Genomic DNA, 21,511 nt, shown 5'->3' on the forward strand with positions numbered 1-21,511 from the left:
CTCGATTCGCGGAATCCACCTTCATTCGGAACCAAGGTGATCTGACCGGATCGAGGTATCTGGAAAGCGAAAGGGCTCACACACGCGAAAACGGCCCCCCATCTGGTCAGATGAGGGGCCGTTCGCTGCGGTGGCGGAGGGATTTGAACCCTCGGTACGGGGTTACCGCACACAGCATTTCGAGTGCTGCACCTTCGGCCGCTCGGACACGCCACCGCGGAAGACTGTACCGCAGGACGCGCTCAGCCCTAAATTGGCTGGTCAGAGGGCCCTTCGAGACGCTTCGCTCCTCAGGGAACGGGGAACGCTCGACTCCTCAGGGAACGGGAACTCTCGGCACCCGCAGGGAACGGGAACGCTCGGCACCCGCAGGGAACTGGTGCGCTAATTCCCGGTCAGCTTGTCCTTGAGGCCATCGACCTTGCCCTTGACCTTGTCGGCGGCTTCGGTGACCTTCTGCTTGCCTTGCGCGACACCTTGGTCGCCGCGGCCTTCGTCCTTGAGATCCTGATTGTCGGTGAGATCGCCGGCAGCTTCTTTACCGCGACCCTTCAACTCTTCGGCCTTGTTCTTGGCGTCGTCTGAAACTCCCATGAACTGCCTCCTCGTTGATGTGACCGGGACATGGTTGTCACCGGTTGCAAGGCACTTCCCACCGTGCCACGGATGGCCCGGACCGGCCAGAACTGCAGGTCAGAGTCCCGTCAGTGATCCGTGATCTTGGTCTTGATCTCGTCGAACTTGTCTTTGGCGGTCGAGAGGGCGTCCTGGACCTTCTCGTTCTCGGCGATCTCCCCGAACTTCTCCTTGGCAGTGCCGACGGCTCCCTGCACGGTGTCGCTCGCCGCGAACTCGTTGATCTTGTCCTTGGCCGTACCGACCGCGTCCTGGACCTTGCCGCTCTCGGCGAACTCGTTGATCTTGCCCTTGACGGTCTCGAGTGCCTCGTTGACCTTGTCGCTGGGATCGGACATGTCAGTCTCCTCGGGGATTCTCCGAACGCGACGGGTGTCGCGCCCATGTGTCCAATCTGCCAGAGCATCGGCGCAGGCGAACCCTGATTTCCACCCTGATTCTGACCCCGCAGCCGCCCCGCGGTCAGTCCGCCCGGCGCGCGGTGAAGAAATCGATCATCAGGGCCTGGCAGTCCGGCTCGAGGATGCCGCCGACGACTTGTGGCCGGTGGGACAGCCGTGGGTCGCGGACCACATCCCAGAGCGAGCCCACGGCGCCCGTCTTGGGCTCCCATGCGCCGAAGAGGAGCGCATCCACCCGGGACAGGGTGATCGCCCCGGCGCACATCGTGCACGGCTCGACGGTCACCACGATGGTGCAGCCGGGCAACCGCCAGCCATCACCGAAACGCTGTGCGGCCGCGCGCAATGCGAGAATTTCGGCGTGCGCGGTCGGATCGCCGTCCGCCTCGCGCCGGTTCGCGGCGCGTGCGAGTTCGATCCCGTCGGGGTCGAAGACGACTGCGCCGATCGGCACGTCGTCGTGCTCGGCGTCGTGAGCGGCAGCCAGCGCGGACCGCATCATGGTCTCCCACACCGCGCGCGGAGGTCCTACGTCCGCCGGAGTCAATGCCCCAGCGAATCGAGCACCTTGGACAGTTCGTCGGCGAATCCCAGTCGCGCGGCGATCATGCCGAGCTGCTCGTCGGCGTAGAGGTCCGTGTCCCCGACGATCACGCTCATCACGGCATCCGGCAGTCCCAGATCGGCCAGGATGCCGAGATCACCCTCTTCCCAGGGGTCGATGTCATCGAGCTCGTCGGGATCGAGATCGGGGACGTCGATGTTCATGGCGTCCAGGGTGTCCGCCGCGACGTCGTAGTCGACGCCCGCGGTGGCGTCCGAGATCAGCAGCTGTGCGCCCGACGGCCCCGGTCGCACCACGATGAAGAACTCGTCGTCGACGTCGAGCAGACCGAACACCGCACCCGCGGCGCGCAGCTCACGAAGCTGGCGTTCGGCATCGTCGAGGGTCAGCAGCGCCGACGGATTCAGCGCGCTGACCTTCCACGCACCGTCCTCGCGTACCACCGCCACTGCGAAACCCTCGATCTCGTCGGTGACGTCCTGCTTGCTCGAACCACCTGATACACCTGCGCCGGCACCTGCCATGCAGGTCACCGTAGCCGCAATCCGCGGGTCACCCAAGTCTCGGTCCCCGGCTCGCTGTTCACCGGATCGGGCCCATATGGGAATCTGAACGGGTGACTGCCGCGCCGACCCACCCCGACCCGTCCGCCGGCCCCCCGGTCTGTGTACTCGGACTCGGACTGATCGGCGGTTCACTGCTGCGCAGGCTGCAGGACGCGGGCCGATCGGCATTCGGTTACAACCGGTCCGGCGAGACGGTGGCGGCCGCGACGACGGCCGGCTATCGCGCCTCCACCGATCTCACGGCGACATTGCGACAGGCCGCCGCCGACGGCGCGATCGTCGTGCTGGCGACGCCGGTCACCACCATCGACGACCTGCTGCCGGCGATCGCCGAGCACGCCGCCAACTGTCTGCTCACCGACGTCATCAGCGTCAAGCAGGCGGTCGCCGAGTCGGTGGCGCGGCTGGCTCCCGGCGTGCGCTACGTGGGCAGTCACCCGATGGCGGGCACCAGCCAATCTGGTTGGGTGGCAACAGATCCCGATATGTTTCGCGATGCGATGTGGATGGTGACCACCGACGACCACACCGACCCCGACGACTGGCTGGCGGTGGCCGCCATCGCTCGGTCCGCCGGCGCATTCGTGGTGCCGGCGGCAGCCGGGGCGCACGATCGCGCGGTCGCCGCGATCTCTCATCTGCCGCATCTGACGGCCGCGGCCACCGCTGCGGTCGGGGCGGGAGAGAGCGACCTGGCACTGCGTCTCGCGGCCGGCAGCTTCCGCGACGGCACGCGGGTGGCGGGCACCTCACCGGCGCTGCAGCGAGCGATGTTGGAGGCCAACGGCATCGCCCTGCTGAACGTGCTGAGCGAGACGATCGACCGATTGATCGCGACACGTGACGAGCTTCGGGACAAGGGCACCGTCGAGGTCGTCGTCGACGACGGCCACCGCGCGCGATCAGCCTACGAGGCGATCGCCGGCACCGCCCCGGCACCGATCACCGGCGTCACGGTCGGCGAGGCCGGGTGGGCGGAGGAACTACGACGGCAGGCGCATCAGGCGAGGGTCTGGGTCGGGTGATTCAGACCCGGGTGGCCAGCCCGGCGTAGTCCACCACGAATCCGTTGCCGTCGACGGTCAACGTCGAGGTGACGACGGGCGAGACCACCGCGATCGAGTCCTCGCTCGCCGTGTAATGCAGCGTCGCGGGCTCGACCGTGCCGGCCGGGAGATAGAGGTAGGCCACCGGCACCTCGATCTCGCCGGAGCCGTTCTGCAAGCCGTGCCGACGGATCGGCAGGGCGTTGAACATCGGCGACAACGCGAGGTCGACATCCTCGGCGCCGTTGAAGTCGCTGCTGATGGTGCCCTCGGGCGTCTGCACGAGCCAGTTGTTCTGTCCGTCACGGGTGATGCCCAGTTGTGTTTCGCCACTCGCACGCAGCAGGTGAACCGACAGACGCCTGGTCACGCCGCTGTCGTTGGTGACGAGTTCGTACGACGCCGAGAACGCCTCATGCTTGTCCGAGGCGGCCGCGATGATCCGGCCATATGCCTTGATGCGCGCGCCGGTCACGTGCAGGCGAACCTGTTCGAGCCGGTCAGAGGACTCGCCGCGCCACGTGATCATCGTCTTGAGATCGGCCGACGGCGTGATGCCGTCCGGTGGGGTCGTGCCGCCTGAGGCTGTCTGGGAAGAACTCACAGATCTACGGTAGCGACCAGAGTGCCTCGGCACACAGTCGATGCGCACGATGCAGGACGTCGACCGGTGACGACGGTCACTCAGGCACGACAGGAAACGGTTCGCCGCGGCGACTGCGCGGTGATGCGATCAGCGGCCACCGGCCGGCCGGCGACCTTGATCAGGCACTGCGCGTCGCCGTCTCCGGCGAGGACCAGGACCCGCAATGGATTGGCCGTACCGGTGAAGCTGACCGTCCAGGTGGTCGGCGCGCCGATCCTGGTGCGCAGCCCTTCGGCGTCGACGTAGAGGATGGTGGTCGGGCTCGAGGCGGTCACCTCGTAGACGATCTCCTTGCCGACCGGCGACGCCGGCGAGTTCGGGCCTCCCGGCACCTCATCGGGGTCGCCGCCGGGTGGGGCGGTGGGCATCTGCGTGGGCATCTGGGTGGGGAGTTGGGTGATGACCACGGGGAGTTGCTGGTCCGCCGCGGGTTGCGGATCATCGCGCAGCGCCGCGCGGCCCACTGTCATGGCCAAGAGCCCGAGCGCCGCCACCGCCACGATCGCCAGCACACCGACGAGACGGCGATCCGACGACCGGGCGCTCGCAGCGGGTCTCGGGGCGTCATCGGTGGTCGGCAGACCGGAGTCGGGGGCGCCCGGCATGCCCTCGGGCGCCGGCGGCCGGTCCTGCTCCCCGGGCACGAAGATCGGCCGGCCGTCCGGCGTGTAACCGAGCGGCGGGTAGAGGTGGGGGTAGAGCGGGATTCGGTAGAGATCGTCCGGCGGCGGACGGTCACCCGCACGCGGTGGCGGCCCGCTGGGTTGTCCCATCCTCGCCTCCAGTTCCGTCGCGTCGCCCACTCCGGCTCTCGCCGGAAGCGGGTGCGCACACCCGCACCTCCGACAGTACGACGACCGCGTGGCGGCGTCTGCCGGGAGATCTAGAGGCGGCTCTCCAGACGCGCCGACAGGCCGGCTTCCTGCAGGTCGAGGCGTTCCAGCATCGCGCGGACCGCTTCGTCCTCGAGATTGCCGGCGTCCCGGTCGGCGACCAGGGCCTCCCGCTGCGCGTTCAGCACCGAGCGATAGAGCGTGGCGAAGGCGTCGTTGCGGGCGGTGTGCGCTTCCGGGTCGGGCATCTCCTCGGCGTCGCGGGCCTGACGGGAGACCGTCTCCATGATGAAGGCGACGGTCGCCGCATCGAGTCCGCTGGGCGGGCTGTCGACGAAATCCATGATGACCTGATCGGCGGCGGAGTGCACCACCTCCTCCGTCCGCGCGGTCTGGTCGTGGTCGTAGCGTTCCTCGTCCTCGTTGCGAAGATGTAGTCGCGCGATCATCCACGGCAGCGTCGCCCCCTGAATGAGGATGGTCCCGACCGCGACGACGAAGGCGATCGCCTGGATCGCCGACCGCTCCGGGAACGGCGCACCCGAGGCCATGGTGACCGGGATGCCCGAGGCGGCCGCCAAGGTGACCACGCCACGCATGCCGGTCCACGCGACGACGGTCGATTCCTGCCAGGTCAGCGGACGGTGATCGATCCGCTCGGACCATCGTCGACGACGCCCGGGCGGTCGGGCCGGATCACGGGCGCGCCGGACCGAGCGGCGCGGGTTGGCGGGCACCTCAATGTTGACGGCACTGTCGATCCGGCGGCTCAGCGCACCTCGGCCGAACATCGCGAACACGCAGATGGGTCGGATCGCCAGCACCACCACCAGCACCAACAGCGACGCCATCGCGATGTGCACCAACGACTCCCGCGCGTCGCGGAGGTCGGTGATGATGAATCTCATCTGGAGCCCGATGTAGGCGAACACGAAAGCCTCGAGCAACACGTCGACCGAGTTCCAGACGTATCGCTCCTGCAACCGGGTCTGATAGCCCGCGTGCACCGAACCGGAACCCACCACGAAACCGGCGATCACGACGGCCAGCACGCCCGAGGCGTGCAGGTGCTCGGCCGCCAGGAAAGCGGCGAACGGCACCACGAAGCCCTGCACCGTCTCCAGCGCCGGATTCTGCAGGTGCCGACGGATCCACAGCGTCAGCATGCCGAGAACGGCCCCGACGATCGGGCCGAGCACCGCGTTGTAACCGAACAGCACCAGCGGATTCTCGATGAACGAGTGGGTGTCGGCGATCTGCGAGATGGCGATCGCGAACAGCGACAGCGCAGCGGCGTCGTTGACGAGGCTCTCCCCGGTCAGGATGGTCATCAGGCGCTTCGGCAGGCCCAGCTTGCGGCCGATGGCCACGGCGGTCACCGCGTCCGGTGGCGCGACGATCGCGCCCAGCAGCAGTGCCAGCATGAAGGTGAACTCGGGGATGACCAGCGAGGCCACCCACCCAACCGCCAGCGCCGTGATGACGACCATCGCGACGCCGAGCCCCAGGATGGGCTTCAGGTTGCGCAGGAAACTCGGGAACGAGAAACCCAGCGCCGCCGAGTACAGCAGCGGCGGCAACACCACCGTCAGCAGGATGTGCGAATCGAGTTCGACACGTGGCATTCCCGGGATGAACGAGACCGCCAGCGCGATCACGATGATGATCAGGGCCGGCTGCATCCCCCGGCGATCGGCGATCGCGGTGACGATGATCGCGCCGACGAGGACCAGGATGAGCAGTTCCATGGCCGGGATTCTCCCAGGCCACGGACTATTTGGTCGGGTGGGGCGACGCGGACGGGCCGCCCCACCCGTTCGCTACGCCGTAGTGCGGTCGACGTCGGTGCGGTCGACGTCGGTGCCGTCGGTGGCGGCCGCGCGGTTACCGAACGCGAACTTCCCGTTCTCGAACAGCAACGGATAGATCAGACCGCCGATGATGCCGCCTACCAGTGGCGCGACCCAGAACACCCACAACTGCCCGGGGGCCCCGTTGCCGTTGAAGAAGGCGACGCCCGTCGAGCGGGCCGGGTTCACCGAGGTGTTGCTGATCGGGATGGAGATGAGGTGGATCAGCGTGAGACTCAGGCCGATTGCCAGCGGTCCGAAACCCTTGGGCGCACGGCCGTCGGTGGCACCGAGCACCACGATGAGGAAGAAGGCCGTGAGCAGGATCTCCGCGATGATGACCGAGGTCAGATTGTAATTACTCGGCGAATGCTCGCCATATCCGTTGGCAGCCATGTTGCCGGTGGCGTCGAAACCGGGTTGGCCTTTGGCGATCACAAAGAGAATCAGCCCCGCGAGGAGACCGCCGAGGACCTGGGAAATCCAGTATCCGGGCAATTCCCTCCAGGGGAGACGCCCACCCACGGCCGCGCCGAGCGTGATCGCCGGATTGAAATGCGCACCCGAGATGTGCCCGACCGCATATGCCATGGTCACCACGGTGAGGCCGAATGCGAGTGCGACACCGAGGAATCCGATGCCGACCTGATAAGTGCTCTGTCCGTCGTCGGATTGCGCTATCTGCTTTGCGGCGTATATCGCGCTACCACAACCACCGAACACCAGCCAGAAGGTACCGAAGAACTCCGCTGCGAGTTTCGCCGCAGGCGATGGAGAGGTCATGCTGATCCTTTCACTAGGTCCGCGCATAGGTCCCCCCGCGTGCACACGGTAACCGAAAGGAGGCGAATTTCGGTGAATGCTGCGAAAACTGTGATATCCGGTCAAGAATCGTGACCGGCCCTCCGCAGTTCCGGAATGACATGGTCGACAAGCAATGGCGCGAGATCGTCGGGCATCATTTCGGCATCGACGTCCAGCCACCGGATCTCGTCGATCTCGGCCGTCGGGATGATTTCCTGATCGATCACATCGGCCTCGAAAATCGTTGCGACCACGTCCCATCCGGCCTCATTGGCAGCTGCCGACCGAAACCGTCCCCATTCACGCAATCGGGACGTGTCCACTCCGAGTCCGATCTCCTCGGCACATTCCCGAACTGCCGCCGCAACCGCCGATTCACCGCGTTCGGGCTTACCTCCGGGCAGCATGAACCGCCGCGTCCCGCGTTTGCGCACGGTGAGCAAAAGGCCGCCGCCATCACGGACGACGACACCACTCACGACGATGGTCGACGGGCCCGGCACCCCGGAGATGTTACTGCGCCGTGCCCCGAGCCGGGCAGCATGCGGTTCTATCGGGAACACCCATTTCCGACAATCGGTATGGCAGAGTCGCACACGGGGCGACCGGGCACGGAACAGCGCGCATCGGCGTACGCGAGGGGGCCGGGATGGAATCGTCGTTCGCGACAGTCGGGCTGCCGATCGCCCTGGCCGTCATCATGTTCGGGCTGGGCCTGTCGCTCTCGGTCGCCGACTTCCGGGGCGTCGCGAAGAATCCCCGGGTGGTCGTGATCATCCTCGGCTGCCAGGTCGTGCTGCTCCCGCTGATCGGCTTCGGGCTCGCGACCGCCTTCGGTCTGCAACCGCTGCTCGCCATGGGGTTGATGACCCTCGCCGCCGCACCGGGTGGCACCGTCGCGAACCTCTACAGTCACCTGTTCCACGGGGACGTCGCCCTCAACATCACCCTCACCGCCCTGAACTCGATCCTCGCGCTCGTCACGTTGCCGATCGTGGTCAATCTCTCCGCAGCGTGGTTCCTGGATTCCGCCGACAACATCGGTGTGCAGCCGACCAAGATGCTGCAGATCTTCGCCCTGGTGCTGATCCCGGTGGCGCTGGGCATGCTCGTCCGCGCCCGTGCCACCACCTTCGCCGACCGCGCCGACCGGCCGGTACGGATCGCCTCGGTGATCCTGATCGTGGTGGTGGTCCTCGGCGCGCTGCTCGGTGAGGATCGGGCGTTGGAGTATGCCGCCGAGGCGGGCGCGGTGACCGCGATCTTCTGCGCCCTGTCGCTCACCATCGGATACGTGATCCCCCGACTTGCGGGCATGTCCGCCGCGCAGTGCATCGCAGGCGGGTTCGAGATCGGATTGCACAACGCGACCCTCGCGCTCGCCGTCACGCTCACCGTGCTCGACAGCTCCGAGATGTCGGTGGCCCCGGCCGTCTACGGGATCGTGATGTTCCCCCTCGCGATCATCTTCGGCGTGGTGGTCACGAGGATCGGGCGGATGCAGACGACGGTCGAGGCCCCCTGAAACGCGAGAACCCCGGCCGGAGCCGGGGTTCTCACTCTGTGCGCCCGTAGGGATTCGAACCCCAAACCTTCTGATCCGTAGTCAGATGCTCTATCCGTTGAGCTACGGGCGCGTGGTCTTCAGTTGTTTCCCCGCTGTCGGAGACAGCAGAGCCGTTCCCCCACTGTCGGAGACAGCAGAGCGTTTCCACAGTCGGCGCGACTGCGGTTCGGCGGAGGCGAGAGGATTTGAACCTCCGGTCCCGTGTTAGCGAGACAACTCATTAGCAGTGAGTCCCATTCGGCCGCTCTGGCACGCCTCCTCGCGGAGTCCTTTCGAACTGCCGAAGCGAAAGATTACACACTCCGCGCAGCGGGAAGCAAACCGCGACCATTTTGGCCGTTCACGTGCGGTGCACCTACATTTGACGGGTGACCCTGCGCATCCGTCCAGACCTCGACGATCTGCCCGCCTACGTGCCCGGCAAGACCTTTCCCGGCGCCGTGAAGCTGGCGAGCAACGAGGTCACCGAGGGACCGCTGCCCAGTGTCCTCGACGCGATCATCACGGCTGCCGGGTCCGCGAACCGTTATCCCGACAACGGCATGGTCGAGCTGACCGCCAACCTGGCGAAGAAGCTCGGGGTGACCGAGGATCAGGTACAGGTGGGCTGTGGCTCGGTGGCCCTCTGCCAGAACCTGATCACGATCACCAGCGGCCCCGGTGACGAGGTGCTGTTCGCGTGGCGTTCGTTCGAGTCCTACCCGCTCGCGACGCGGGTGACCGGCGCGACGCCGGTCCAGGTGCCGCTGACACCTGATCTCGTCCATGATCTGCCCGCGATGGTCGCGGCGATCACCGACCGCACGCGACTGATCTTTGTCTGCAACCCGAACAATCCGACCGGCACCGTCGTCGAGGCGGACGCGTTACGGGAGTTCCTGCACGCGGTGCCATCCGACATCATCGTCGCGCTCGACGAGGCGTATTTCGAATACCTGCGGCTCGGCCCCACCGAGGCCTACGACGCGGTGGAACTCTGCCGCGAGTTCCGCAACCTGGTGGTCCTGCGGACCTTCTCCAAGGCCTACGGGCTGGCCGGCCTCCGGGTCGGCTACGCGATCGGCGATCCCGAGGTGATCACCGCCTTACGGAAGGTGCACGTCACGTTCTCGGTAAACAGCCTCGCCCAGCATGCCGCGTCGGCGTGCCTCGAGGCCGGGGACGAACTGCTGGCACGCACCGAGGCCGTGGTGGCCGAACGCACCCGGGTGACCGGCCGACTCCGCGAACTGGGATATCGCGTGCCCGATTCGCAGGCCAACTTCGTCTGGCTCGAACTCGGCGACGAAACGATGGATTTCGCCGGGGCAGCCGTCGACGCCGGAGTGGTGGTGCGGCCGTTCGCCGGGGACGGCGTCCGGGTCACGGTCACCAACCCCGCCGAGGACGACACCTTCCTGCGCTTCGCCGAACAGTGGAGCCAGAAAGCCTGACCCACCGGCAGATGAACCCGCCCGGCTAGAGGCCCCGCGAGATGGTCGGCCAGGCGACCGGCAGATCCCGCTCCCAGTAGACCCAGTTGTGGGTACCGATGACCCGGAATCCGTCGGTGAACGGGACGTTGTGTGCCCGCAGGGTCGCGGCGAACTCGAGCGAGCAACGCCACGCACCGAGCTCCAGGGCCGAGCCGGCCGCGGTGACGGCCGACCGTGGGCCGTCCTTGGGGTCATAGGGCGCGGTGAGGTCGAGTGGGCCGACCGCGCCGGAGCCCGCGGAGATGAAGATGTTCTTGCCGCGTAGCTTGTCGAGGTGCCTGCTGGGATCGTGCGAGTCCCAATTGGCGGAGCCGAACGGACCCCACATGTTGGTGGCATCACCGCCGGACTTCGCGACGGTGGTGCGCACATAGCTCTCGTTCACCGGGCCGGACACCGGCGGGCATCCGCTCAGCGAGGCGATTCCCGAGTAGAGACTCGGATGCCGGAACGCCAGCGTGAAGGCCGACTGGCCGCCCATCGAGAGCCCGATGACGGCGTTGCGGCCGGTGCCGTCGAACTTGGCGTCGATCAGCGGCGGCAGTTCCTTGGCGAGGAAGGTCTCCCACTGGGGCTTGCCGAGCTTGGCGTCGCGGTGCACCCAGTTGGTGTAGAAGCTGCCGGCACCGCCGGTGGGCAGGACCACGTTGACGTTCTTGTCGGCGAAGAACTTGCCCGCCCGGCCCTTGGTGATCCAGTCGCTGACGTCTTCACCGGCGTCTGCCCCGTCGAGCAGGTAGACGGTCGAGCGCGGACCGCTGCTGTAACGAGGGGTCAGCACGGACACCTTGACCTTGCCGCCCATGGCCGGTGACTTCACCCAGATGTCGGTCCGCTCCGGGCTCAGCTTCGCCGACTTCGAGATCTGGGCCGCCTTGAGGTCGTCGGCGTGCGCCACCCCCGACGTACCGACCACAGCGACCATCAATGAGGCGACCACCACCGCCCAACGGCTCGACTTCCGCATTTTCTCCCTCACTGCACACACCACGGCTGCATCCACCCGCCGACGTCATCGTCGCGGGCATCGCAAACATCGATAGTGCGGTTTCCCCCTGGCACCGCATCCTCCTCCTGACAGAGTACTGATGAGTAACCGTCTCGCGTAACCCCAAGATCGGGTTCGGTGCGGATACGACCACTGTTCGACGACCTCCCGAAAGGCGGATGCGATGACTCCGGCCCCCGACGATCCCGATGGCACCGCTGCCGAGACCGGTGCAGGACTCGGCCCGGGTGGCTTCGCATTCGTGGCCGAGGTGGGCGTTCGCTGGTCGGACATGGACGCGTTCGGTCACATCAACCATGCGCGCATGGTGACCCTCATGGAGGAGGCGCGCATCGAATGGCTGCTCTCCGCCGGCGAACAATACGTCCCGCTGATCAAGAGTGCGATGATCGTGCACGTCGAGATCCGGTATCAGCGTCAGCTGCGGCACGACGACTCGCCGCTACGGATCGGCATGTGGATCAAGGGGTCGCGGTCGGTCGACTTCACCATCGGCTACGAGATCCGCGCCTCCCGTGACGAACCGTCGGTGAAGGCGGCCTGCGTGGCGAGTACACAGATGGCTGTTGTCGACGTCGAGGCGCACACTCTGCGCCGACTCACACCGACGGAGAAGGAGTATCTGCGGTCCTGGTCGCGGTGAGTCGCCGACACCGGGCGCGGGCGGAGATCAGGACGGCTCGTAGCGGGCCGGGAGTTCCCGCGGTACCGCCGGTGAGATCCGGGCGATATTGCCCTGCAACACATCCCGATAGATCCGCAGTTGCTCCTCGCCGCTGCGAACCTGTTCGGTGAGTCGCTTGGCGTTGTCCACCGAGATCTCCCGGTCACCCGAGCGCGCGATGAGATCGTCGATCCGGTCGTCGATCGTGCTGGCGCGGTCGTATTCGGCGAGCACCCGCAGTTCCACCGCGGCCGATTCCACGACGGCGGCCACCTCGCCGAGGGCCTGCGCCCGGTCGATCAGTTCGGTCCACACGGGACGCAGCGCGGCCTCCCGGCGGTCGATGTGCTCGGCGAACGACCGATCGAACCCGCCGTTGCGCTTGGCGCGATCGAGGTCGATCCGCACGGCGCGCAGCGCGATCACGTCGGCGGCGATCTCGGCCAGCTCGGCATGGAGATTCACCTGCGTGCGCTGGATCTCGAAATGGTCGGACAACCAGGCAGGGTTTCGCACGATCCGGTCGTAGAAATGACCCGCGACGAACAACAGCGTCTCGTAACCGTCGACAAAGGTCACCGACCCCGGGGTACCGAGCGGTGCCGTCGAGGCACCCTCCTGATCGGGCACCAGGATCTGGTTGGCCCACTCGCCGGCCTGCGGATAACCCGACTTCGCGGCGACCTGGCCCACAACGCCCGCGAGGCGATCCATGGCTGCAGTACCGGCCCGGCGCATGTAGCCCGATGTGTTCGCGTCGGGGGTCGGGGTGCACATCAGCCCGGCGAACAGCCGTTCGCGCTCCTCGATCTCGAGGTACACGTTCTCGCGGCGCTCGCGCCGGATGGCCCGGGTGCCGCCGGCGAACACTCCCTTGGCCGTCACGATCAGTTTCCGAGCGTCGTCGCGCCGGCGATGCAGACCGTTCACGCGATTGCGCATCACCGCTGCCACCACGCTCGGCATCATCGGGTTGGCCAGCTGATGCTCACTCTGCGCGATCGCGCGGCCCAACCGCCGGAGGTCGCCGAACCCGCTGTGGAGCACGGGCACCGGCAGGCCTGTGGAGATGCGCCGCACCAGGATGGCCCGGCCGGATGGTGTCAAGAACCCGGCAGCGATGAGAATCGCTGCGGTGTCGGACAGTTCGGGGCGATCACCGGGCAGGCGCGACTGGTCGCACCACGACCGGATCTCGTCACTCGTCGTGCCCGTGGCCGGGAGACCACGACGCCGGTTGTCGACCATGCGGATGTCCCTCGATTTCCCCGTCCGGTCACCGTCCGGACGTCACCGTCGATGCTACCCGCGACTGTGCGACAGCCCGGGCGTACGGGCACGCCACAACGGCGCGGTGAGTCGGTGCAGCAGCCAGGCGACCGGAATGCTGACCGCCGTCGCGGCGAGGAACGCTATCGGCATCGACCCGCTGAACACCCCGAACCCGAGCACGTCCATGACGATCTCCAGCACGAGGACATGCACGAGGAAGAACTCGTACGAGATCTCGCCGAGCCACACCATCGGACGGCTCCCACACACGCGAGCCCACCAGTCGGACTGATCGCGAACGGTCAGCGGACCGATCAGGCCGACGGCGATCACCAGGTAGAGCACGTGCTTGACGATCGTCGCCGACGCCGTGGTCGGGGTGATGGTGGGTTCACCGGCGATCGAGGTCGCCGACAGCAGGAACGCTCCCACCGCGATGGCCACCGACACCGTCGCATCCCAGCGCCGGATCAGGTGCACGCACACCGCGAGGAGCATCCCCGCGACGAACCAGCCGAAGAACGCCGGTGCCCACAGTCGCGCGGTCGCATCGACCCCGGCACTGCCCGCGACCACCACCGACCAGATGGGCGACACCAGCAGCAGTGCCAGCAACCCGACGATCAGCAGATCCGGGCGCCATCGTCGACGACAGACCACCGACACGAGGATCCACGCGATCGGCGGCAGCACCAGGTAGAAGACCACCTCCGCGGCCAGACTCCACATCTGGGTCAGCCCCGAGTGCAGATGGCCGAATCCGTACACCTGGGTGAGGGTCATGTTGCGCAGGAAGCCGGACCAACCGGTGCCGGTCGGCGACGCATCGGCGGGTTCGTAGACGAGGTAGAGGGCATACACCACCACGACCGTGATCCAGTAGGCCGGCAGGACGCGTCGCGCCCGGTGCCAGAAGTAGCGTCCGGCCGACGGTGCGCCACGCCCCTCGATGAGCGCGGCCACCCACGGCGCGAACAGCAGGTATCCGGACAGCACGAAGAAGATGGCGACGCCCACCTCGAAGCGGGAGGTGAGTCGGCCGAGGAAGTCATCGGTGTAGTGGCCGGTCCAGAACGCGGCGTGGGTGAGGCAGACCGAAAGCGCCGCCAGTGCCCGGATTCCGGTGAGAGATGGGATCCGCGCGGCCATGCTGCGATCCTGCCATCCCACCCCGGTGGCAGAATGCAGGCCATGTCGGAACGAATCCGCGGACAGATCTGGCGCGACGGCGAGAAGGTCGACGGATTCGAGCTGAGCAGGGTCTCCGACTGTCTCGCCGATTCCGATCTACTCGTCTGGGCCGACCTGGAATGCCCCACGAGCGAGACGATGGCGACCCTCGCCGATGAACTCGACCTCGATCCCTTCGCGATCGAGGACACCACCGCCTCAGCGGAACGGGTCAAGACCGTCGCGTACGCCCACCACACCTTCCTGATGGTCTATGCCGTCGTGCTGAACGACGACGAACCTTCCGAGGCGGCACCGGCGACTCAGACCTCCGGCGGACAGAGTCCCGCCGAGCAGGCCAAAGCGTTTGATCTGCACCGCATCTCGGTGTTCGTCAAAGGGAATGCGCTGATCACCGTTCGACGCACCGCCGACTTCGACATCGACACGGTGGTGCAGCGATGGGACGACATCGGCGGCGAGCAATACGGGATCGGGGCGTTGCTGCACGGGCTCCTCGACGTCGTCGTCGACGGCCATTTCGATGCGGTCCAGCAACTCGACGACGCCATGGAAGACCTCGAGGGACTGCTCTTCGACGAGCGGGTCGCAGGCCGCGCACTCCAGCGTCAGACCTACGATCTCCGTAAGGATCTGGTGCTGCTGCGACGGGTGGTACTGCCGATGCGGGAGGTCATCGGAGGTATCCAGCGCAGACGATTCGAGAACAAGGCGCCTCCCGAACTCGATCCACATTTTTCCGACCTCTACGACCACGCGCTGCGCGCGGCGGAGTGGACGGAGTCGTTGCGCGACATGGTCACCACGATCTTCGAGACCAACCTGTCTCTCGCGGACGCCCGGCTCAACACCGTGATGAAGAAGCTGACCGCGTGGGCCGCGATCATCGCCGTACCGACGGCGATCACCGGGTTCTATGGCCAGAACGTGCCGTACCCCGGCTACGGCCACACCGTCGGATTCATCACCAGCGCCGTGCTGATCGTGGCGATCGTGGTGGGCCTGTACTTCAGCTTCCGTCGGCGTGACTATCTCTGAGTCGCAACCACATCCGGCCGCAGGTCAGGCCGGCCGCGGAATCGCCGACGCGACGCCCTGCCCGATCCACTCGGGCACATCGCGACGCACTTCCGACGGTGCGAGAACCGTTATCCGGTCGTCACGCAGGCCGGTTCGCCAGTCGATGTCACCGCGCCACACCTCGGTGAGGGTGCGCAGATCGGTGACGACGGTGGCGTCGACGTGGTAGCCGGGATCGAAATCGCAGGCCTGGGCCTCGCCGTCGCTGACCACCAGCCACCACGAGCCCGCTTTGCCGATGACATCGCGAAAGTTGAACTCCACCATGGTTCGACGTCGGGGCCAGCGATCGATGGGCACGGTGCGGTGGATGTCCCACATCAACAGATGCGGGTCCAGGTCGGCGTCGCCGAGCTCCCCGATCCAGCGCGTACCCCAGGTGCTCAGTGCGGTCACCACTTCGGTGAGTTCCTCACCCTTGTCGGTCAATGAGTACACCGACCGACCACCGACCTCGGATCGGCGCACCACTCCCGCGCGTTCGAGTCCGCGCAGCCGCTTGGTGAGCAACGCAGGTGACATCTTGGGTACGCCGCGCCGCAGTTCGTTGAAATGCCTACTGCCCAAGAGGAGTTCACGCACGACGAGAATCGTCCAGCGCTCATCGAGCAGTTCCATCGCCTTGGCGACCGGGCAGAATTGTCCATAGGAGGTCATCGGGACCCCTTCCCTCGGTGCCTCAAGTACACACCCGCACCGCGACGATGACCAGTACAGATTCAGTACCGCCGCCGGTTCATTTCCTGGTCTGGATCGACAGCCGGCGCGGCGAGATGCTGACTACGTCATTCGAACCGACCGAGGAGACACGATGTCCATCGAGAACATCACCACCGACCAGGCACTGAAGGCGAAGCACCGCGCACTATGGGCGTCCGGTGACTACCCGGCCGTTGCCGATGTGATCACGCCACTCGGCCCGCGCCTCGCCGACGCCGCCGCCATCGGCCCCGGCGATCGCGTGGTCGACATCGCCGCGGGCGCAGGCAACGTGGCCATCCCGGCCGCGCGGATCGGGGCGCACGTCGTTGCCACCGACCTCACCCCGGAACTGCTGGAAATCGGCGAATTCCGGGAGCCCGACCTCGGAATCATCTGGCGCACCGCCGATGCCGAGGATCTGCCGTTCGACCAGGGCTCCTTCGACGTCGCCGTGTCGTGCGTCGGCGTGATGTTCGCACCCCACCATCAGCGCTGCGCTGACGAACTGATCCGGGTCTGCCGTCCCGGCGGCCGGATCGGCCTGATCAACTGGACACCCACCGGCTTCATCGGCCAGTTGTTCTCCGTCATGAAGCCCTACGCACCGCCGCCCCCACCGGGCGCGAGCCCCGGCGTGCTCTGGGGAGATCCCGACCATGTGCGCACCCTGCTCGACGATCGCGTCCACGACATCACTGCCACCACCGAGTCACTCCCGGTCAGTCGATTCGCCGACGGTGCGGCGTTCCGGGACTTCTTCAAGGCGACATACGGTCCGGCGATCGCGACCTACAAGGCGATCGGCGACGATCCGACACGGGTTGCGGAGCTGGATGCAGAGATGGCGGCACTCGCCGACGACCACATCGACAAGGGGCAGATGGAGTGGGAATACCTGCTGGTCACGGCCACCGTCACCAGCTAGTCGATCGAATTGCACTGAGGGACAACAATTCCCGGATAGAGGCTATGATCGGGCAGGTGGATTCGACGATCGTTCACCTGCCCGACCTCCCGACACAGGCCCGTCGCCTCGTCGACCTCGGCGTCGCGCGGCTCGCCGGCATCGACGACGCAGCGATCGTCGACGCCGCAGCGGCCGCAGCAGACACGGGGAACGCGCTCCTCGTCCCACACCCGGAACTCCTCGCACCATCGGCGGCCGCACCGCTGCTCACCCGGGCAGGCAAATCCGGGTTCGTCGTCGTCGACATGACCGACCTCGACGACTTCACACCGATCACGGGCGTCGGCCTCCCGGCCGGGCCGTTCTACCTGCTCTCGGACATCGATCGCGGCGACGCGATGGCGAACTGGAGTCCCGACGAGGCACTCCCGTCGATCACCGGTGCTACCCGCACCCCGCTGACGATCGGAGAAGGCATCGCCTGGCTCCTTCAGCAACCCGGACAGCTCCAGCCGAATCGGTGCTTCATGACCATCGGCTCGCGCCTGCGGAAGCCGAACGGTCGCCTCGACGCCCGCACCCCGGCGATCTGGATCTCCGGGGGCACCGGCAGAGACGGGCGCGAGCGCAAGGGCGCGCCGAAGGTCGGCTGGTGCTGGGCGGGTAACCGCCACATGTGGCTCGGGTTCGCCTCGGCAGTGGACCGTCGGTCCATCAGCTGACGAAGGCCGCCTCGCCCTCCGGATGACGGGCCGCGTGGCGTCGGGCAGCGACGAAGCAGATCAGCGCCACCACCGCGGAGCAGACCATCACGCAGGCCATCGGGACGGCGGTGTCGTCGCCGGCGAGACCACCGAGGGGCGAGACCACGCCGCCGACGAGGAACATCAGACCGCCCAACACGGCACTGCCGGCGCCTGCTGCGTCGCGGGTGTGTTCCATCGCGAGCGCCGCACTGTTGCCCATGACGAAGCCGACGGAGGTCACTGCCACGAAAAGCGGCACGACGAGCAGGACCGGAACCGGTGACAATGCCGCACCGAGCACGCACACCGACGCGACGAAGAGCACCGGCACCGCGATCCGGATCGTGTGAGCCGGATGCACGCGTCTGCGGGACAGGCGGGCGGCCACCAGACCCGCGATCGTCATCCCCAGGGCGTTCACCGCGAAACACAGTCCGTAGACCACCGACGATGTGCCCAGCACGCGCTGATAGACGAACGACGAGCTCGAGATGTAGGCCATGAGCGAGCCGAAGGCGAAGGCCTGGGTGAAGACGTAGGCGAGAAATGCCGGCCGTCGGAACCGCCCGAGCAGGTCACGGTAGCCGAGGCGTGGCGCGCGGTCCTTCGCGGCGAGTGTCTCCGGCACCGACGTCACCGCCATGATGAGCTGCACGACGGTGGCCGCGAGGATCACCGCCAGCACGCCGCGCCACGAGACGTGTCCGGCCAGGACACCACCGATGACGGGTGCGATGACCGGGGCGAGGCTCTGGATGGTCATCATCAGCGTCATCGATCGGGCGCCGGCGAATCCGACCAGGAGGTCGGCGATGATGGCGCGGGCGATGACCATGCCCGCCGCCGCGGCCACTGCCTGGACGAAGCGGGCGGCGATGAGGACCTCGATGGTCGGTGCCGCCACCACCACGATGCCCGCGAGAACCGCGGCCGCCGAGCCGATCACCAGGGGTCGACGTCTGCCGTAGCGATCCGAGACCGGGCCCCACAACACCTGCCCGACTGCGACACCCACCAAGAACGCCGTGAGTGTCAGCTGCACCGACGTGGCGTCGGTGTGGAGCGATTCCTTGACCTCCAGGAAGGACGGGAGATAGAGATCCGTCGCGATCGGCGCGGTCGCCGAGAGCAGCGCCAAGGCCAGGAGCAGCCGCGGCCCCAGGCCGTCGCGGGTCGTGGTCGCGGTCGTGGTCACGCGGGAAACGATAGTGTCGGCGATCGGTCGTGAGTGACGCGTACCCGGCAGTCACGCTCATCCGCCCGGCGAGATACCTCGGATCGGTGAATCCACCTTCGTTGCCAATGAAGGTGGATTCGTCGAGTCGAGGTTAATGCTTTCCGGATGAGCTCGGCCCCGACGCTTGACGCGGAAGCGGAGGGATTTGAACCCCCGGTGGTTTTACCCACGCTCGCTTTCAAGGCGAGTGCATTCGGCCGCTCTGCCACGCTTCCCTGCCGACGAGGTTACTGGAGCGGGCCCGTCAGACTCGCATCGACCTTGCCGAACACCGACTCGAGCGCACGCACTTCACCCTCGTCGATCTGGTCGAAGAGGTGTCTGCGGATCCGCGCGACGTGATCGATGGTGGCCGCCGCGACCAGATCTCGCCCAGCGTCGGTGAGCCGGACGAGCCGACTGCGTCCATCGGAGGCCTCGGTGAACTGTTCGACGTAGCCGAGCGCCACTAGTCGCGCGATCAATCGGCTGATTCCGCTGCGGGACACCATCCCCTCTTGGGCGAGCTCCGACATCCGCTGCGGCCCCTCGCGCGCGATGGAGACCATCGTCCGATACTCCGCGTAGCTGATCCCGTTGTCGGCGGTCAGCCGTTCGTCGAGGTGATCGATCAGCCGCATCGACCCGACCAGCACGGTCAGCCAGACGCGCATCTCCTCCTCGGACAACCCCTCGGGTGCGGGCATGTCCTCCCCTGTCTCCCCGACCCGATCCCCGAGATTGTGACAGCATCGGCACCGTGCGCGCCATAGCCGGAACCGACCAGCTCTCCGTGACCACCCTGCCCGATCCGGAGCCCGAGCCGACCGAAGTGGTCATCGACGTCGTCGCCGCGGGTGTCAACCGGGCGGATCTCCTCCAGAAGGCCGGTCACTATCCTCCGCCGCCCGGTGCGGTCGACACGCTCGGCCTCGAGGTGTCGGGGCGGATCTCCGCGGTCGGACGGCAAGTCTCGACCTGGTCGATCGGCGACGAGGTGTGCGCCCTGCTGGCCGGTGGTGGCTACGCCGAGAAGGTGGCCGTGCCTGCGGTGCAGGTGCTGCCGAAGCCGCTGGGTGTCGACCTCACCTCCGCTGCCGCGTTGCCCGAGGTCGCCTGCACCGTGGCGTCGAACCTCTTCGACACCGCGCACCTGGAGAACGGCGAGTTGCTGCTCGTCCACGGCGGATCGAGCGGCATCGGTACCCATGCGACCCAGGTCGCCCACGCGCTGGGGATCAGGGTCGCGGTCACCGCTCGCACCTCCGACAAGCTCGCCCGCTGCCAGGATCTCGGCGCCGACATCCTGATCAACTACGCGACCGACGACTTCGTCCAGATCATCCGCGACAGCGGCGGCGCCGACGTCATCCTCGACATCATGGGTGCGGCCTATCTCGAGCGGAACGTCAAGGCGTTGCGGACGGGTGGACGGCTGCTGATCATCGGGATGCAGGGCGGGATCAAGGCCGAATTGCCGATCGGCACACTGCTCTCCAAACGCGCCGCGGTCCACGGCACGATGCTGCGGTCCCGACCCGTCGAGGGCGCCGCCTCCAAGGCGGAGGTGGTCGCGACGACCCGGCGGGTCATCTGGCCGCTCATCGACGAAGGGACGGTTCGTCCGATCGTCGACTCCACGTTCCCACTCGACGACGTCGAGGCCGCACACACGCGCCTCGACAGCGGCGACGCTATCGGCAAGGTGCTGCTGACGATGGAGTGACGCGCGTCGTCGCGGGCTCAGGCGAGCACTCGCCGATCACTCCGGGCAGTCGGACAGCCCACCGTTGATCTTGCGGAACACCTCACCGAGCGTCTGGTACTCGTCGGCCGTCACCCGGTCCACCACGAGCCGCCGGATCAGGTCGTTGCGTACCGACACATGCCGATCCCGCGCAGCCAGACCACATTCGGTGATGCGGACGTACCGATGGCGGGCGTCGGTCCCGCATTCGACCCGCTCGACCAGACCGTCGGCGATGAGCCGCGCGGTCTGCCGCGACACAGTGCTCACCGTCATGTGCACATCCGCGGCGAGCTCACTGATCCCACGCGTGTGGGAATCGCCGAGAGCCTCGAGGACGCGCAGATCGGCCTGGGACATCCCCTCGGCCGACATCGCCGTGTTGATCTCCGCCAGCAGACCCCAGCCACCCTTGACCACAGCCCGCCAGATGTCCAGCTCCGTGGAACTCAGGGCCTGATCGGCCGCTCCGGAGTCGGCGCGCATCAGTGCACAGCCGAAATCGCGACAACCTTCATTGTCGTGAACTTAATGGCCGCGATGCCGAATTGCGAGTCAGGTGACCCACTTCTCAGACAATTGACCAAC

The 21,511-nt window shown here is 66.9% G+C and carries 24 protein-coding genes and 4 tRNA genes; 8 read left to right on the forward strand and 20 right to left on the reverse strand.

All coding sequences use genetic code 11. The annotated features are described in order from the left end of the window. Nucleotides 1-128: 128 nt before the first annotated feature. The 5 genes from ACPXCG_RS16025 to ACPXCG_RS16045 form a co-directional block, all read right to left on the reverse strand. A tRNA-Ser gene (locus tag ACPXCG_RS16025) sits at nucleotides 129-216 on the reverse strand. A gap of 168 nt (nucleotides 217-384) precedes the next feature. Continuing rightward, nucleotides 385-594, reverse strand: a complete 210-nt coding sequence (locus ACPXCG_RS16030) for a CsbD family protein (protein ID WP_425792974.1) — start codon at nucleotides 592-594, stop codon at nucleotides 385-387. A 110-nt stretch (nucleotides 595-704) separates the two neighbouring features. Next, nucleotides 705-974: a hypothetical protein gene (locus ACPXCG_RS16035; RefSeq protein ID WP_425792975.1), complete on the reverse strand. Its 270-nt coding sequence runs from the start codon at nucleotides 972-974 to the stop codon at nucleotides 705-707. A 124-nt stretch (nucleotides 975-1,098) separates the two neighbouring features. Beyond that, nucleotides 1,099-1,539: a nucleoside deaminase gene (locus ACPXCG_RS16040; protein ID WP_425793461.1), complete on the reverse strand. Its 441-nt coding sequence runs from the start codon at nucleotides 1,537-1,539 to the stop codon at nucleotides 1,099-1,101. A 41-nt stretch (nucleotides 1,540-1,580) separates the two neighbouring features. Further along, the gene (locus ACPXCG_RS16045; protein WP_425792976.1) at nucleotides 1,581-2,126 is read right to left on the reverse strand and encodes a tRNA adenosine deaminase-associated protein; all 546 of its coding nucleotides are present in this window, start codon (nucleotides 2,124-2,126) and stop codon (nucleotides 1,581-1,583) included. A gap of 92 nt (nucleotides 2,127-2,218) precedes the next feature. On the opposite strand from ACPXCG_RS16045, the gene ACPXCG_RS16050 reads away from it, so the two are divergent. Continuing rightward, nucleotides 2,219-3,193 carry a prephenate dehydrogenase gene (locus ACPXCG_RS16050; protein WP_425792977.1) on the forward strand — a complete coding sequence of 325 codons (975 nt, stop codon included), beginning with the start codon at nucleotides 2,219-2,221 and terminating at the stop codon, nucleotides 3,191-3,193. A 1-nt stretch (nucleotide 3,194) separates the two neighbouring features. Here ACPXCG_RS16050 and ACPXCG_RS16055 read toward each other — a convergent pair whose 3' ends face one another. From ACPXCG_RS16055 to ACPXCG_RS16075, 5 genes are all read right to left on the reverse strand, one after another. Beyond that, nucleotides 3,195-3,818 (reverse strand): putative glycolipid-binding domain-containing protein, encoded by a 624-nt coding sequence (locus ACPXCG_RS16055; protein ID WP_425792978.1) that lies wholly within the window; start codon nucleotides 3,816-3,818, stop codon nucleotides 3,195-3,197. A gap of 80 nt (nucleotides 3,819-3,898) precedes the next feature. Beyond that, nucleotides 3,899-4,633 (reverse strand): hypothetical protein, encoded by a 735-nt coding sequence (locus ACPXCG_RS16060; protein ID WP_425792979.1) that lies wholly within the window; start codon nucleotides 4,631-4,633, stop codon nucleotides 3,899-3,901. Nucleotides 4,634-4,743: 110 nt separating this feature from the next. Continuing rightward, nucleotides 4,744-6,441, reverse strand: coding sequence for a cation:proton antiporter (locus ACPXCG_RS16065; RefSeq protein ID WP_425792980.1), 1,698 nt, complete (start codon nucleotides 6,439-6,441; stop codon nucleotides 4,744-4,746). A gap of 72 nt (nucleotides 6,442-6,513) precedes the next feature. Beyond that, entirely contained in the window at nucleotides 6,514-7,326 is an 813-nt protein-coding gene (aqpZ, locus tag ACPXCG_RS16070) for an aquaporin Z (RefSeq protein WP_425792981.1), read from the reverse strand. 101 nt (nucleotides 7,327-7,427) lie between these two features. Beyond that, on the reverse strand, nucleotides 7,428-7,850 hold the full coding sequence (locus ACPXCG_RS16075) for an NUDIX hydrolase (RefSeq protein WP_425792982.1): 423 nt from the start codon (nucleotides 7,848-7,850) through the stop codon (nucleotides 7,428-7,430). 146 nt (nucleotides 7,851-7,996) lie between these two features. Between ACPXCG_RS16075 and ACPXCG_RS16080 the strand changes: the two genes are divergently transcribed. Further along, nucleotides 7,997-8,872, forward strand: a complete 876-nt coding sequence (locus ACPXCG_RS16080) for a bile acid:sodium symporter family protein (RefSeq protein ID WP_425792983.1) — start codon at nucleotides 7,997-7,999, stop codon at nucleotides 8,870-8,872. A 39-nt stretch (nucleotides 8,873-8,911) separates the two neighbouring features. On the opposite strand, the gene ACPXCG_RS16085 is transcribed toward ACPXCG_RS16080, so the two are convergent. Together ACPXCG_RS16085 and ACPXCG_RS16090 are read right to left on the reverse strand one after the other, a co-directional pair. Further along, nucleotides 8,912-8,984: transfer RNA gene (locus ACPXCG_RS16085), tRNA-Arg, on the reverse strand. Between the two features lie 100 nt (nucleotides 8,985-9,084). After that, nucleotides 9,085-9,173 (reverse strand) — tRNA-Ser (locus tag ACPXCG_RS16090). A gap of 109 nt (nucleotides 9,174-9,282) precedes the next feature. Between ACPXCG_RS16090 and hisC the strand changes: the two genes are divergently transcribed. Beyond that, entirely contained in the window at nucleotides 9,283-10,347 is a 1,065-nt protein-coding gene (gene hisC, locus ACPXCG_RS16095; RefSeq protein ID WP_425792984.1) for a histidinol-phosphate transaminase, read from the forward strand. A 25-nt stretch (nucleotides 10,348-10,372) separates the two neighbouring features. On the opposite strand, the gene ACPXCG_RS16100 is transcribed toward hisC, so the two are convergent. Beyond that, a complete protein-coding gene (locus ACPXCG_RS16100) occupies nucleotides 10,373-11,314 on the reverse strand; it encodes an alpha/beta hydrolase (protein ID WP_425793462.1) in 942 nt (313 codons plus the stop codon). Between the two features lie 247 nt (nucleotides 11,315-11,561). Between ACPXCG_RS16100 and ACPXCG_RS16105 the strand changes: the two genes are divergently transcribed. Next, nucleotides 11,562-12,041: an acyl-CoA thioesterase gene (locus ACPXCG_RS16105; protein ID WP_425792985.1), complete on the forward strand. Its 480-nt coding sequence runs from the start codon at nucleotides 11,562-11,564 to the stop codon at nucleotides 12,039-12,041. Between the two features lie 27 nt (nucleotides 12,042-12,068). Here the strand turns inward: ACPXCG_RS16105 and ACPXCG_RS16110 are convergent, their stop codons facing one another. Together ACPXCG_RS16110 and ACPXCG_RS16115 are read right to left on the reverse strand one after the other, a co-directional pair. After that, the gene (locus tag ACPXCG_RS16110) at nucleotides 12,069-13,310 is read right to left on the reverse strand and encodes a hypothetical protein (protein ID WP_425792986.1); all 1,242 of its coding nucleotides are present in this window, start codon (nucleotides 13,308-13,310) and stop codon (nucleotides 12,069-12,071) included. 54 nt (nucleotides 13,311-13,364) lie between these two features. After that, a complete protein-coding gene (locus ACPXCG_RS16115) occupies nucleotides 13,365-14,483 on the reverse strand; it encodes an acyltransferase family protein (protein ID WP_425792987.1) in 1,119 nt (372 codons plus the stop codon). Between the two features lie 42 nt (nucleotides 14,484-14,525). On the opposite strand from ACPXCG_RS16115, the gene ACPXCG_RS16120 reads away from it, so the two are divergent. Further along, a complete protein-coding gene (locus tag ACPXCG_RS16120; RefSeq protein ID WP_425792988.1) occupies nucleotides 14,526-15,563 on the forward strand; it encodes a magnesium transporter CorA family protein in 1,038 nt (345 codons plus the stop codon). Nucleotides 15,564-15,587: 24 nt separating this feature from the next. On the opposite strand, the gene ACPXCG_RS16125 is transcribed toward ACPXCG_RS16120, so the two are convergent. Then, nucleotides 15,588-16,262 carry a winged helix-turn-helix transcriptional regulator gene (locus ACPXCG_RS16125; protein WP_425792989.1) on the reverse strand — a complete coding sequence of 225 codons (675 nt, stop codon included), beginning with the start codon at nucleotides 16,260-16,262 and terminating at the stop codon, nucleotides 15,588-15,590. Nucleotides 16,263-16,416: 154 nt separating this feature from the next. Between ACPXCG_RS16125 and ACPXCG_RS16130 the strand changes: the two genes are divergently transcribed. After that, nucleotides 16,417-17,232 carry a class I SAM-dependent methyltransferase gene (locus tag ACPXCG_RS16130; RefSeq protein ID WP_425792990.1) on the forward strand — a complete coding sequence of 272 codons (816 nt, stop codon included), beginning with the start codon at nucleotides 16,417-16,419 and terminating at the stop codon, nucleotides 17,230-17,232. 56 nt (nucleotides 17,233-17,288) lie between these two features. Then, entirely contained in the window at nucleotides 17,289-17,936 is a 648-nt protein-coding gene (locus ACPXCG_RS16135) for a DUF5701 family protein (RefSeq protein WP_425792991.1), read from the forward strand. Here ACPXCG_RS16135 and ACPXCG_RS16140 read toward each other — a convergent pair. From ACPXCG_RS16140 to ACPXCG_RS16150, 3 genes are all read right to left on the reverse strand, one after another. Beyond that, a complete protein-coding gene (locus tag ACPXCG_RS16140; RefSeq protein WP_425792992.1) occupies nucleotides 17,929-19,155 on the reverse strand; it encodes a multidrug effflux MFS transporter in 1,227 nt (408 codons plus the stop codon). The genes ACPXCG_RS16135 and ACPXCG_RS16140 overlap by 8 nt on opposite strands. 172 nt (nucleotides 19,156-19,327) lie before the next feature. After that, a tRNA-Ser gene (locus ACPXCG_RS16145) sits at nucleotides 19,328-19,412 on the reverse strand. Between the two features lie 12 nt (nucleotides 19,413-19,424). Next, nucleotides 19,425-19,883, reverse strand: coding sequence for a MarR family winged helix-turn-helix transcriptional regulator (locus tag ACPXCG_RS16150; protein WP_425792993.1), 459 nt, complete (start codon nucleotides 19,881-19,883; stop codon nucleotides 19,425-19,427). Nucleotides 19,884-19,936: 53 nt separating this feature from the next. On the opposite strand from ACPXCG_RS16150, the gene ACPXCG_RS16155 reads away from it, so the two are divergent. Next, on the forward strand, nucleotides 19,937-20,902 hold the full coding sequence (locus ACPXCG_RS16155) for an NAD(P)H-quinone oxidoreductase (protein WP_425792994.1): 966 nt from the start codon (nucleotides 19,937-19,939) through the stop codon (nucleotides 20,900-20,902). Nucleotides 20,903-20,938: 36 nt separating this feature from the next. Here ACPXCG_RS16155 and ACPXCG_RS16160 read toward each other — a convergent pair whose 3' ends face one another. Further along, nucleotides 20,939-21,409 carry a MarR family winged helix-turn-helix transcriptional regulator gene (locus ACPXCG_RS16160; protein WP_425792995.1) on the reverse strand — a complete coding sequence of 157 codons (471 nt, stop codon included), beginning with the start codon at nucleotides 21,407-21,409 and terminating at the stop codon, nucleotides 20,939-20,941. Between the last annotated feature and the right edge of the window lie 102 nt (nucleotides 21,410-21,511).

The sequence above is a fragment of the Gordonia sp. DT218 genome, assembly GCF_049847105.1.
Taxonomy (GTDB): Bacteria; Actinomycetota; Actinomycetes; order Mycobacteriales; family Mycobacteriaceae; genus Gordonia.